Raw genomic sequence first — 13,211 nt, 5'->3', positions numbered from 1 at the left:
TTTTTAGATTATACCTTTTTCAGCGAGAAGTCTTTCTGCTTCTAGTGCTGCCATACATCCTGTTCCAGCAGCCGTTACAGCTTGCCGATAGATTCTGTCTTGAGCATCACCACTAGCAAAAACACCTTCCACGTTTGTTTTAGTACTATCTGGTTGAGTAATTAGATATCCTAAATCATCCATGTGTAGAATACCTTTGAAAATAGAAGTATTTGGCTTGTGTCCTATTGCTACGAAAAATCCAGTAGCGTCTATAATTTCAGTTTCTCTCGTTATATTGTTGATCACTCTCGCACCAGTCACTTCTTCTTCTCCGAGAATTTCTTCTGTACTTGTGTTCCAGTGAATGATAATATTTTCTTGTTTGATTACGCGTTCTTGCATTATCTTAGATGCACGCATTTCGTCTCTTCTTACCAATAAGTGAACTGTAGGGCAAAGTTTCGCTAAGTAAATTGCTTCCTCAGCAGCCGTATCTCCACCACCGACTACGATAACTTCCTGACCTTTAAAGAAGAATCCATCACATACTGCACATGCAGAAACTCCTTTATTCATCAATTTTTGTTCTGATGGAATTCCAAGCCATTTCGCACTTGCTCCAGTAGAAATAATGATCGTATGAGATAATAATTCTTGACCTGATTCGGTTTTAATTTTCTTGATATCACCTGTGAAATCAACATCTACGATCATTTCATATCGGATATCAGTACCAAATCTTTCAGCTTGCTTTCTAAAATCATCCATCATTTGTGGGCCCATTATTCCATCTGGGTATCCAGGATAATTTTCTACATCTGTAGTGATCATTAATTGTCCTCCAGGTTCAGATCCAGTAAATAAAACGGGATTAAGACCCGCTCGAGCTGCATATATTGCTGCAGTGTATCCTGCAGGTCCAGAACCTATAATTATGGTTTCAAAAATTTTGCTATCTGGTGACATTGTTTTTTAGTTAATGACCGCAAATTTAATAAATCTTTATCTCTACCCTACTTTTGATTGCAATTTCTGAACTTTTCATCCGTTTAAATTGACCGTCCTTCGAATAAATTATAAAGTATAGATGGAATCTTTTAAATTGTACGCATGTTAAATGATATAATAAAGAGAATAAAACATGTACGAATTTTATTTGTTTAGCCTTATTTCTTCTTTGATCCTACTTGTCCTCTGGCAAACATTAGGGAAGTCAAAAGTGTTGCGAAGATTTTTCGGAACGCTATTCCTTTTTGCGTTTATAACTTATGCATTTTCCCTTTTCCAGCTGCACCTTAGAGATTTCTACAGTCTCAAGATTGTTTTCAGAGATTTAATGCTACTATCTTTTGCATCCTTTACTAGTATTTTAGCTAGGAAAACTAAGTTAGGAATATTATCATGGATTCTACTAAGTGGTTTTCTAGCGTTTCTATTGCAAAAGAACAAAGATATACTTATCCCGAAAGACTTTAATCTAGATGAGCAAGCCGAATTGATTATAAAATTAAATTCTCCTGTTGAGAATATTAATAACACCTCTTTTCTAGCATTCTTAGAAAAGGAAAATATAAAGATTACTAGATCATTTTCGCTTGTGGATGATTCAGCGAGTGAATTAGACAATTACTACTCTATTGACTTGGAAAAATCTGATATTTTTCATTTAACAGAAATCAAAAAGTCATTGAGATCATTTGATTTTATTAGCGTTATAGAGGAAAACGAAGAAATTAATCTAGCGCCTTTAGAGGTTTTAGCACCTGCTGAAGAAATTCAGAATGGTTTCAGTGATCCACTTTCTGCTCAGCAATGGGCCTTAACCGCTTTAAAAGTTAATGAATTAAATGAATTGATTAAGAATCAAGGCAGTAATAAAAAAGCAAAGCTATTTATATTAGATACTGGCATTGATGCTGAGCACGAAGATTTAAAAGGAAACTACTTATCGTTAAAGAAAAAGTATGATACTGATGTGCAATCACATGGTACACATTGTGCTGGTATAGCAGGAGCTATAAGTAATAATGAAACAGGTGTTGCCTCTTTAAATGTCAATAATAATTTATTTACGATAACTGCAATTAAGGTGCTGAATGATTATGGGATGGGCACTCAGAAAACAATCATAGACGGAATAATAGAAGCAGCAGAAAATGAGGCTGATGTGATCTCGCTCTCTTTAGGAGGACGTAGTACTGATAAAAGGCAAAAACTATACGAAGAGGCTGTCGCTTATGCAAATAAAGCTGGAGCAATTGTCGTTGTTGCTGCTGGGAACTCGAGCATGAATGCTAAAGGATATTCCCCAGCAAATACTCCAGGTGTTATCGCAGTAGCTGCTATAGACCAGAATTTGAATATTGCTCCCTTTTCTAATACAGTTGAAGATTTAGGAATGGGAATTGCGGCTCCAGGTGTACAGATTCTTTCTACGACACCTAATAATGAATATAAAGCTTTCAATGGTACTTCGATGGCAACTCCATATGTGGCAGGGTTAGTTGCTATCATGAAAAGTTATCATCCTGAATTATCGACTGCGGAGGTTTATGAATTACTTAATTTGAATGGTCAATTTGTTGCACAGAATGATAAAAGCGGGAATCTTATAGATCCTGTAAAAACGATTAAAAATTTATTAGGGAATTGATTTCTTCGATGATTTTATCTATGGATGCATTACCATCTACGATATGGTGAGCCTCTTCGTAGAATTGACTTCTAGCTGATAACTTAGTGCTTATTAATTTTTCTAAGTCAATTTTGTTTTGGGCTTGACTAATTAAAGGTCTTTTTGCTTTTTCATTAATTAATCTTTCTACTAGTACTTCAGGCTTTATTTGAAGGTAAATGCTTTTGCCATTCTGGTTGACAAAGTCCATATTATCATTGAAACAAGGTGTTCCACCTCCTAACGAAATAACAGCATGCTCTAAATTTTGTGTATGCTTTAGAATTTTGGTTTCAATCAGTCTAAAATGGTCTTCACCCAAATTAGTAAATAAATCAGCGATGGTGCACTGACAATATTCTTCGATCATATCATCTAAATCATTGAAACTAAAGTTCAGCTGTTTGGCTAACTCGCGTCCAAGAGTGGACTTGCCTGAGCCCATAAAACCTAACAAATATATTTTCTTGGGAAGTTCATTCATGAATCGCAAGATATAAGAATTTTTAATAATTTTGCGCAAGATGAAAAAAGTGATATATCTGCTATTATTGGTGCTAGTGATTGGCTGTAAACCAGACATTGAAGTAATCAAAGAACCCAATGTCTATGAAAAATTAGGTATAAAGGATTACGAGCAAATTATAAGACATCCAGTCAGTCTGGATAGTATAATGGATTCTTCACAATGGTCTCAGATTAAATTTGAAGAAAATGAATTCGATTTTGATACAGTCTATCAAGGTGAAGTCATCAAGAAAAGCTATAAATTCACGAATAGCGGAAGTAAACCTTTGTATATTTTGGATACTAGAGTATCTTGTGGATGCACAATTACAGAGTATGATGAAAGTGCAATAAATCCTGATGAAACTGGAGCAATCGAAGTAGAATTTGATACAAAAGGAAAGTCAGGAAATCAAAATAAATCTATAATCGTTTTATCAAATAGTCGTCCGAATGAGGATAGACTTTTCATGAAAGGGTTTGTCAAAATTAAAAATTAATTAAATGGTATTTTTACAAGCAGGCGGCGGAAGCCAAGGGATTTTCCAACTCGTTATTTTTGGAGCAATCTTTCTAGTATTTTATTTGTTTTTTATTCGTCCTCAAGCACAAAAACAAAAAGCTCAAGGAAATTTTGTGAATGACCTTCAGAAAGGAGACGAAATCGTTACAGGTTCTGGAATTATAGGTAAGATTAACAAGATCGATGATAAAGTAATTCATCTCCAAATAGATCAAAAGACATTTCTTAAAATTATGAAGTCTTCAGTTTCGAAAGAATTAACGGATGCTTTAAATGCAAAAGTCGAAGAAAAGAAATAAACATGTATTATAGTTTTAAAAGCCGCATCTGATACAGATGCGGCTTTTTTTATACTTTCCACTACTCCACCCTTTCGCTTTCGCTACCGTTTTCGCTACTTAAGTAGCGTTTTTCTGTTCTGGATCCTAACCTCTTAATCCTAAAGCCTAAAATAAGATCTAGATGTTTTCGCTTTTTACCATCGCTAACGTTTTCGCTACTTAAGTAGCGTTTTAATTAAGCCATGACTGTAACCTTACAACCTTTCTAAAAATAAAAAGCCGCGCCTTACTAACCTCTTTTTTTGTCATCTTTCTACGCTTTACTCTCCTTATTTCTGTATTCACTAGATTTTTCGGCTCACTCATTTTTCTTTTTCAATTGATTTTTCAGTTGAAAAAAAGTATTGTTGCTACAGTTATTTTAGTTGAAAGTGGTTTTTGAAGGGTCAACCAAAAAGTTATCACTATTCAAAATCTTTAGGATGAAAAAAGAGATCGCACTTTGTTAGCAATCATTGCTTTAGTTAGAGATGCTAAAGCTAGATTCGCCTACGCTTCTTGAGCGACATTTCATATATAATTACCCAACAATCATACATGCTACTTATTTATTCGTTATATTAATGATGTAATTGTCTACAACTCTTATTTGGATTAACACACTAACACCCGGGAGAAAAGGCGTACCCAGCCTACTAGCAGTAAATTCTTTTTCACATTATTAGGGATTTTCCCAAGCACAATGAAAAAGACTCCTTCAATCCAAGCTCGCTTGTGTTTAATTTTTTTAAATTTTTACACATGAAAGTTTTAACTATTACTTTATCATTTCTACTTATTGCAATATTTTCTAACGCCCAAATAATCGTTGACAACAATGGTCGTGTAGGATTAGGTGATAAATATGAGACTACTACATCAGTACCGTCATCTTACGATTTTGAAATTGACGGTGAGGTAAACATTCTTCTAGATGGAAACGAAGGCTTTCGATTTGGAGAAGGTGGAGTAGAATTTTTAACACCCAGAACTGACTTCGGTGGAAATTTAGGATCAATTTGGACGAGAATGAATTAAATCTATTCAAATAAGGTGTATGCATTCCAGTACATTACGTCATCAGATGCAACTCTAAAAGAAAATTTGAGACCAATTAATGATGCTCTTGCAAAAATAATGCAAATCAATCCGATGATTTATGATTTTAAACCAGAAGTTTTTCAAGGTGCTAGTGAGGACAAAATGCAAGAGTTACAAAGTGGATCAACTAACCAATATGGAGTGATTGCACAAGAACTTGAGAAAATTTATCCAGACCTTGTGAAGGTGGACAAAGATAACGGGTTATATGGTGTTAATTATCAAGGATTAATTCCAGTTCTAATCAAGGCTTTACAAGAACAACAAGTTGCCATCAGCGAGCTTTCAGCTAAAATATCGAAGCTAAAGAATGGCGAATAATTTTATTTGATATCAATCAATTTTTTAACCATCAAATAAAATTAAAATGAAATATCTATTACAATTAATAATAACTATTCTTCCAATCGTCTGCTATTCGCAAGTGAACCCAGATCAATCAACCAAGATTCAATTTGAAAAGCTGATTGTTTTCGAAAAAGATTTACCTGACATTGATTACTACGAAGCCGCTAGAACTAAAATTCTGGCTACTAATGGAACATCAAAAGTAACAGTTTTAAACCGTGCAGATTGGTCTAATATATATACAGTATTACAAAAAGCAGACGATCGGCAAGATCGTTTATTAAGCTATTATCAGTTATTCCAAGAAGCTAGGAAATCTATGGATACGAAAAACATATATCCGATCATGATATTAGATTATAATTTTAAATATCATATAGATGATAGTGATTCTCAGTCTCCAGAATATGGCAGGACATTTTCTTCAAATATCTTGTCACGAACTATCGTTGGTGATGAGATTGATTTTATAATTCCCGACCAATTTCTTTTAACCAATACCGATCAGAAGTATAAGATAGAAATCGACTTTGATAATGGTGACGGCTTCATCCCAATAGATCTGAACACTATACATAGTGTTAATTACGTTGGAGAACGGAAGGAGTTTTTAGAAATGGTAGTGCGTGCAAGCAGAAACAATGAAGATTATATCTATAGTCATTTTACCTTAAGAAGAAAATCTTCACATATAGTACCAACAGTGAAACGTGTAAAGAATTTCGATGTAATGAGGAGTGAGCCTAATAGTAATCATGAATTTACTTGGTACGATTCAGAATCAGGCAATTCTCTTACTGCCACAATACTTTATGGTAATAATCAGAATGGCGCTAATAAACTTAGAAGACCGATCATCGTTACTGATGGGTTTGATCCAGATGATAATAGAAATTATGCAATGAATAATTCTAGTAGCGATCAAGATAAAGTAGATGAAAGAGGCTTATACGAGTTAGTTAATGGAGACCCTTCGCATTGGGAATCGGAATCATCTCCTAATTTTGCAGATGACTTACTCAATGATGGGTATGATATAGTATTTGTTAATTTTGAATCTGGTGCAGATGATATTATTGAAAATGGTAAGGCTTTCAAGAATTTTCTTAATATTGTTATCAATGGCTCTACTTACAGAGATAGAAAAACTGAAATGAGCATTATAGTAGGCCCAAGCATGGGTGGGCTAATAACAAGATATGCTCTTGCAAAACTTGAAGAAGATGATATTCCACACTTTACAAAATCTTGGGTAGCTTTTGATTCTCCTATGAAAGGAGCTTATATCCCTATATCTGTTCAGTACGCAGTTGAATTTATGTATGATTGGACATTTGGTTTAAAGGAAGCAATTGCAGAAGCGAAAGTTAAATTAGAATCGACTGCTGCCCAACAAATTTTATTAAGTCATTTTGATAGTTACGCTAGCACTATTCATAACACTTTCTATAACACGATGCTGTATCTAGGTTATCCAAATCTAGTGAAACGTTATGCCATAACAAACGGCGGAAAGAATAGAATGTTTCCGAGTACCCCTGTAGGTAATTACGAAAATATTCTATTTCGACTTAAATTTCAGGCATTACCATTAATGTATGGTAACAGTATGCACAATACAAATTCTTCTACTTCTTATAGATTATTCCGTGGTCAAGGGTCTTGGGGAGCTACAGATAAATATGTAAATAATAATATTGCTTATGATGGAGCAGTAGGAGGCTACAATACAGCACTTTATGCTGTTAATGGAGATAATGCATCGAATGCCCTGGAAAAGGATCCTGATAATTCTGCGAATTTTAGATATATGAAAGCAACTTTCATCCCTACTCCATCTGCTCTGGGATTCGAAGTTACACCAGGTAACGTATTCGATAGCTGGGAAGATTTTAGTGTAAGTAGTAGTCCGTTCGATGAGTTTTTCGGAATGGAGGACAATGAGGAGCATGTTAATATTAGTCAGGCAACTGCCACAAGAGTTATAGATATTTTTAGAGATGATTTCGATGAGGGTATCCTACCTTTTAATAGAAATGGAAACAGTGATATCGTTTTCGATAAACCGGTAGCATTTACCCATAAGAGCACGGCAACCTTTGGAGGAAATGGAAATACGGTCGAATTCAAGGATGGTGTGGAATCGAATATCAGAGCTACAGATCTAATAAAATTCGAATCTGGTGTTACTATAAAACAAGGGGCAGAAATTTCAGCAATGACTGAACCTGTTAATTATGCTACTGTTTTCCGGTCTTCTAATGCTAGACCTGGACTCGACCCTTTGGCAACTTCTAAGACTAGAGGAAAAGTCTATAATCATGGAGAAAATGAAGTAGCTGACCAATTAGAATTTAAATTAAGCCCTAACCCTGCTGTTGACTTCGTTAAATTAGAAAACACAGCAAAAGAGGAGATTACTTTTGGTATCTATAGGGTCACCGGCGAAATGGTTGAGAAAATCATAATTTCGGCTAAAACCACACAAAGAATTAATATATCACATTTATCTCCAGGCAATTACTTTATAAAGAATTTCAGTGATTCGAGTATTGGTAAATTTATAAAAATTAAATAATGAAGAACTTAATAATAATATCCGCAATGATGCTCTTGCTAGCATCATGTGGAAAGATAAAACAAACCACAACTATGAGTGGTAGAGTAATAGATTTCGGAACAGGTGAACCCATTGAGAATGTGAGAATATATGTTCGAGATGGATTTACAGGAAGTGGTCCTATACTAGATAATGATGATATCGGTGATAACGAGGCTTTGACCTATACTGATAAAAATGGAGAGTTCGATGTCTCGATCAAGGCTGAGAATAATCCAGTTTTGTATCCTTCTAAGTCTTCAGAATATTGGAATTACAATGATGGAGAGCTAGTGCAGTCAGGAGAAATTTATACCAGAGGTGAGGACAATGAAAACATAGAAATTATCCTAAAAGGAAAAGCTTATCTCAATTTTCGAGCCGAAAGTCTAGGTGAGCAAGCTGATAGCATCAAGTGGTTAGCCTACCTAGAATATCCGAGTCTATTTTTTCGCCAACAAAGTCACGGAAAATCGTTCAATAGAGAAATGACTTTTGCTTACGGGAATAGCTACTATACCTATGACTTTAGCTATAAAAGAAATGGGGCATGGACTAGTATTTTAGATAGTATTTATATTCCACTTGGAGAGACAAGAGGAGATACCATTTATTATTAGAAATGAACATTTGAAATGAAAAAGATAATGATAATAACCGTACTGATGTTTTTAATAGCATCATGTGGAAAGATAAAACAAACCACAACTATGAGTGGTAGAGTAATAGACTATGGAACAGGTGAACCTATCGAGAATGTACAAATTTATGTACGAGATGGATTCACTGGCTCTGGTCCTATACTAGATAATATGATATCGGTGATAATGAAGCATTGACCTATACTGAATCAATGCGGTAACAACTTCAGCTGAAGTCTATAAAAAAGGATCTGAAAATCAAGATGAAATCATAAGATTAAAAGCGATGGCTTTGATGCAATGCTTGATAAAATTTAAAGATGAAGTAAAGGATTCTTTAAAAATCACTGAATATGTGGAAGATACTAATGTCCCATCTTTAATCCATTGGAATCAATATGGTAATCAATTCGATTTTCGAAATGTGCTGGTAATCGGAAACTTTTATTTTAAGTATAAACTTGAATATAAACGAGATGGAGTTTGGAACACAATATTAGACAGTGTCTATATAGCAAAAGGTGAAACATTTCGTGACACAATCTACTATTAAGTAATAGAAAAGGAAGTTTAGATTTAATTCTTCCTTTTCTTTTTGAAAAATGATAATGAAAGATTCAACTGTTTTAAAGATCATATTTCTAATTGCCACACTAGCATCTTTTAGTCCATGCATCAAAAATAGAGAGCGGACGGCCTTTATCAGTGGCCATGTTGTTGACTTCGGTTCTGGCGAAGCTATCCCAGATGCTGAGATTCATGTAAAAGATGGCTTTAATGGCTCAGGTCCCTTTACAGAGTCGGACTTCATGACTGATGCAGAAGCAATCGTTTACACAGACGAAAAGGGATTCTTCGAAGTTGAATTGACAGGGAGGTTTAACACCTATCTTTACCCGAGTTAATCGGATGAATATTGGCCTTACGATCTAGGAGAAACGGCTATTACTAATGGTGCAAATGGTTATCAGAAAGGTCACAAATACTCAAGTGAAATTATAAAATTAAAATCGAAAGCATATATTAATACTGTTGTTCAAAGTCGTTTTGAAAGTAAAGACTCTTTTAATATCTATTCATACCCAGATAATTTAAGCTTGCTTGGAAGTAGAAAATTATTTATTTTTGGAAATCATGAGAGGTTCTCTGGTAGTTGGTCAATAGGTAACTGGTATCATAAATATCGAATATAATATAAGAGAGATGGTAAATGGCAAGAAGTGATAGATAGTGTTTACATCCAACCTGGTCAATACTTTGAAGAAACAATATGGTTTTAAAAAAATAGTACATCGTAGGCTTCTTTCTATTAAACTTTTTGTTCTCCAATTCACAGAGCAATTCGATTAATGTAAGTGCTGGTTTTGCATCCCCACTAGAATTACCAGAGCTACTAAGTCAAGCAATCACCTATGACTATAATGAAGGAATACTCTTAAAGTCGTCAATTAGCAAGTCATTGTTTGCTAGTACATCTATTGCACTCTCAGCAGAATATTTTAATGGTAAGATTAAAAATCAATCTAGTCTTTTAATCGATGGGGGAATTTCAAGAACAATGCTAGCTGTAGCGCTAGAATTTGAAATTACAAATTTCAAGAGGTCTGGATTACGTTTTAATCTTGGACCTGGCTACGAAATAGAAAGACAGTCAAAAATAGTAATTTTGGATTCAAGAGTTAGTCCATCATATGAAATCGAAATAGAATCACAAACAACAAATCAATTCATTGGTGTAAGCAATATAAAATACTATTTAAGTATCTGTAACAATATAAACTACACAATCTCTGCTGGGTACTCCTACCATCATAATTTTGGAAGAAGAAGAGCGGTAATGTTCCATCTCACAACAGGAATCTCTTACACTTTCTTATCAACTTTGTAAGAAAATCAACCGGCAAAGACCTTGATACTTTTAAAATATCTCATACATTTCAAAATGTTAAATTCTTTTTTTCAATTCAACCTTTCTAAAAATAAAAAGCCGCGCCTTACTAACCTCTTTTTTTGTCATCTTTCTACGCTTTACTCTCCTTATTTCTGTATTCACTAGATTTTTCGGCTCACTCATTTTTCTTTTTCAATTGATTTTTCAGTTGAAAAAAAAGTATTGTTGCTACAGTTATTTTAGTTGAAAGTGGTTTTTGAAGGGTCAACCAAAAAGTTATCACTATTCAAAATCTTTTGGATGAAAAAAGAGATCGCACTTTGTTAGCAATCATTGCTTTAGTTAGAGATGCAACACCCAGGTTCTCCTACACCTCTTGAGCGACATATCAAATATATAATTACGCCACAGTCACAACTTCTACCTATTTAATCGTTATATTAGTAAAGTAATGGTCTATAACTTTTATTTGGATTTACACATTAACGCCCGGGAGAAAAGGCATACCCAGCCTACTAGCGATTAATTCTTCCTTCAAATTAGCACACGAAGGAAGACTCCCTAATCCACGCGCTCGTGCATTAACTTTTAAATTTATTTCATATCTGAACGGTCTTTATAGTTTTTAAATCTGATTTATGATCATGAAAAAATTAATTTAATAAATTACTAAAAATGAAAAATATTAGAATTTTTAGCTTGCTATTCAGCCTGTTATTGTTTGCTGTATGCTGCACAAAAGAGGGCAAAGAAAAAGAAGTAGAAGAAGTAAAAGAGGTAAAAGAGGTAAAAGAAGAAGTAAAGGATTCTTTTGATATAGTTGGTTTATGGGTGGAGAAATTTCCAGAATTATTTGATGGTGTTCCAGACACAATCGTTTTTACTGAAGATCTAAAGATTGGGAAACATTTCTTTTATACAGATTATAATTATAGGCAGACAACTGATTCACTTATATTATTTAATGATGAAAGGACGCGCTGGTTTACTTATGAATTTAGTGATTCATCTGAAGTCATAATCTACAATTTTCTTGATCGGTCAACGTCTGATGCTGACAAAGATATCAGCTTTCTAAAAAAATAAATATACTATGATAAACAAACTAATTGCGTCAATTCTAATCTTGTGTATTTCGTCTTCACTAATTAGTCAAGTGGCTACCGACGCTGAAAGATTTTATTACTATAATGGAGAGAAAATTCCTCTTAATATTAACAAAAATAAGTTGCTTATATATTATCAGAGTGATTCTGAACTGGATCAGTCAATTTTTGATAATAATAAAATAGAGCAAGATATTCGAGTGCCAATCTCTCAGTCAGAAAAAGGTATCTATGCTAAAATTATTGAATTACCTTCTAATAGTGACTATTCATCTGAAATACAGAAATTAGAAATTTTATCTAGTGTTATTTCAGTAGAAGTTGTACTAGGAGATTCTATGGCAATTCCTGTTTCTAATAATTTCTATGTCAAACTTAGGAATGAACAGGATTCTACTAGCTTGCAACTCTTAGCTAAGAATACAAGAACTAAAATCCTGCGAAAAGTATCCTTCAGTAAGGAGTGGTACGTTTTAGAAGCTGACAAGAATTCAATTTCCGATTGCATAGGAGTTTCTAATATTTTTACTGAATCAAATTTATTTGAAAAAGTTGATCCTGGCTTTATTTTTAACATTTCACCTAATGGTTGCCCAAGTGATGCGCAGATTAACAATCAATGGGCAATCGACGGTAGTGGAATTGACATTAACGCCTGTTGTGTGTGGGATGTAACTACTACTGGTTCTTCTGGTGTAGTTATTGCAGTAATTGATGAAGGAATCGCTCAAAATCATGTGGAGTTTAGTTCTGGAACATTTACCAGTGCTTCATATCATACCCAAAACGGCGGATCATCACCAGCCCAACTTGTAGGCGTTCACGGAACGCAAATGGCTGGAGTCATTGCTGCTGATCATAACGCCTCGCAAATTGCAGGAGTAGCACCTGATCTTAAAATAATGAATATAAGCCATGACCTTTTCATTTCTAGTACAATTTCTGAAGAATTAGCTGCAGGCGTAAATTTTGCAGTTTCTAACAACGCCGATATAATCAATTGTTCTTGGAGTGATCAAGGAGGGCAGTATTATACTCAATATCAAAGTGCAATGTTAGAAGACGCAATAGATAATGCACTTGACAATATTTGCAGTAAACGTACACTAAACAGCATTTTAAGTACTTATGAGTAAAGAATTTGGCGATAAAGTAATGCAAGCCCGTAAAGAAAAAGGGTTGTCTCGTGAAGAGCTGGCTAAGATGATTGGCACTTCTGGTCCTATTATCGGACGTTATGAACGTGGCGATATGATGCCTTCTGTAGAGATCGCAACTAAAATTGCTGATGCTCTCGAAGTCAGTTTAGATTTTCTAGTCGGCAAGTCATCTTTAACTGTCAAAGATGAATCTATGCTGGAAAGACTTGAGGATATTGCTGCTTTACCGCAAACTAAGAGAGCCGAACTATTTAATGTAATGGATGCTTATATTCGAGACTTTAAAACGAGTCGAGCTTACGCTAAGTAAAACTTTGTAAAGAACTGGTTACACATGAAAATAATCTATTTCCACGTGT

The 13,211-nt window shown here is 34.3% G+C and carries 15 protein-coding genes; 13 read left to right on the top strand and 2 right to left on the bottom strand.

What is annotated here, in order from left to right:
* Nucleotides 1-3: 3 nt before the first annotated feature.
* The gene (gene trxB, locus L2586_RS12780; RefSeq protein ID WP_235293297.1) at nucleotides 4-948 is read right to left on the bottom strand and encodes a thioredoxin-disulfide reductase; all 945 of its coding nucleotides are present in this window, start codon (nucleotides 946-948) and stop codon (nucleotides 4-6) included.
* A gap of 175 nt (nucleotides 949-1,123) precedes the next feature.
* Here trxB and L2586_RS12775 point away from each other — a divergent pair, with 175 nt between their 5' ends.
* Nucleotides 1,124-2,635, top strand: a complete 1,512-nt coding sequence (locus L2586_RS12775) for a S8 family peptidase (RefSeq protein ID WP_235293296.1) — start codon at nucleotides 1,124-1,126, stop codon at nucleotides 2,633-2,635.
* Here the strand turns inward: L2586_RS12775 and L2586_RS12770 are convergent.
* Nucleotides 2,613-3,140 carry a shikimate kinase gene (locus L2586_RS12770; protein ID WP_235293295.1) on the bottom strand — a complete coding sequence of 176 codons (528 nt, stop codon included), beginning with the start codon at nucleotides 3,138-3,140 and terminating at the stop codon, nucleotides 2,613-2,615. The two genes, L2586_RS12775 and L2586_RS12770, sit on opposite strands and share 23 nt — an antisense overlap.
* Before the next feature lie 40 nt (nucleotides 3,141-3,180).
* Between L2586_RS12770 and L2586_RS12765 the strand changes: the two genes are divergently transcribed.
* The 12 genes from L2586_RS12765 to L2586_RS12710 all read left to right on the top strand — a co-directional run bounded on the left by L2586_RS12765 (nucleotide 3,181) and on the right by L2586_RS12710 (nucleotide 13,162).
* A complete protein-coding gene (locus tag L2586_RS12765) occupies nucleotides 3,181-3,663 on the top strand; it encodes a DUF1573 domain-containing protein (protein WP_235293294.1) in 483 nt (160 codons plus the stop codon).
* 4 nt (nucleotides 3,664-3,667) lie between these two features.
* Complete coding sequence (yajC, locus tag L2586_RS12760) at nucleotides 3,668-3,985, top strand: preprotein translocase subunit YajC (protein WP_235293293.1); 318 nt, start codon at nucleotides 3,668-3,670, stop codon at nucleotides 3,983-3,985.
* Between the two features lie 783 nt (nucleotides 3,986-4,768).
* Nucleotides 4,769-5,044 carry a hypothetical protein gene (locus tag L2586_RS12755; protein WP_235293292.1) on the top strand — a complete coding sequence of 92 codons (276 nt, stop codon included), beginning with the start codon at nucleotides 4,769-4,771 and terminating at the stop codon, nucleotides 5,042-5,044.
* A gap of 15 nt (nucleotides 5,045-5,059) precedes the next feature.
* Nucleotides 5,060-5,428: a tail fiber domain-containing protein gene (locus L2586_RS12750; RefSeq protein ID WP_284283422.1), complete on the top strand. Its 369-nt coding sequence runs from the start codon at nucleotides 5,060-5,062 to the stop codon at nucleotides 5,426-5,428.
* 46 nt (nucleotides 5,429-5,474) lie between these two features.
* Entirely contained in the window at nucleotides 5,475-8,033 is a 2,559-nt protein-coding gene (locus L2586_RS12745) for a T9SS type A sorting domain-containing protein (RefSeq protein ID WP_235293290.1), read from the top strand.
* Nucleotides 8,033-8,674 (top strand): carboxypeptidase-like regulatory domain-containing protein, encoded by a 642-nt coding sequence (locus L2586_RS12740; RefSeq protein WP_235293289.1) that lies wholly within the window; start codon nucleotides 8,033-8,035, stop codon nucleotides 8,672-8,674. Before L2586_RS12745 ends, L2586_RS12740 begins: the two co-directional genes overlap by 1 nt.
* 15 nt (nucleotides 8,675-8,689) lie before the next feature.
* Nucleotides 8,690-8,893 carry a hypothetical protein gene (locus tag L2586_RS12735; protein WP_235293288.1) on the top strand — a complete coding sequence of 68 codons (204 nt, stop codon included), beginning with the start codon at nucleotides 8,690-8,692 and terminating at the stop codon, nucleotides 8,891-8,893.
* Between the two features lie 410 nt (nucleotides 8,894-9,303).
* On the top strand, nucleotides 9,304-9,600 hold the full coding sequence (locus L2586_RS12730; protein ID WP_235293287.1) for a carboxypeptidase-like regulatory domain-containing protein: 297 nt from the start codon (nucleotides 9,304-9,306) through the stop codon (nucleotides 9,598-9,600).
* Between the two features lie 413 nt (nucleotides 9,601-10,013).
* The gene (locus tag L2586_RS12725) at nucleotides 10,014-10,583 is read left to right on the top strand and encodes a hypothetical protein (RefSeq protein WP_235293286.1); all 570 of its coding nucleotides are present in this window, start codon (nucleotides 10,014-10,016) and stop codon (nucleotides 10,581-10,583) included.
* A gap of 678 nt (nucleotides 10,584-11,261) precedes the next feature.
* Nucleotides 11,262-11,672 (top strand): hypothetical protein, encoded by a 411-nt coding sequence (locus L2586_RS12720; RefSeq protein ID WP_235293285.1) that lies wholly within the window; start codon nucleotides 11,262-11,264, stop codon nucleotides 11,670-11,672.
* Nucleotides 11,673-11,679: 7 nt separating this feature from the next.
* Nucleotides 11,680-12,828 (top strand): S8 family peptidase, encoded by a 1,149-nt coding sequence (locus L2586_RS12715; protein ID WP_235293284.1) that lies wholly within the window; start codon nucleotides 11,680-11,682, stop codon nucleotides 12,826-12,828.
* Nucleotides 12,821-13,162, top strand: coding sequence for a helix-turn-helix domain-containing protein (locus tag L2586_RS12710; protein ID WP_235293283.1), 342 nt, complete (start codon nucleotides 12,821-12,823; stop codon nucleotides 13,160-13,162). Before L2586_RS12715 ends, L2586_RS12710 begins: the two co-directional genes overlap by 8 nt.
* Nucleotides 13,163-13,211 lie beyond the last annotated feature (49 nt).

This window comes from Portibacter lacus (assembly GCF_021533215.1).
Taxonomy (GTDB): Bacteria; Bacteroidota; Bacteroidia; order Chitinophagales; family Saprospiraceae; genus Portibacter; species Portibacter lacus.
Note: the sequence above shows the minus strand (reverse complement) of the source record. Positions and strands in the feature narration are given on the sequence as shown.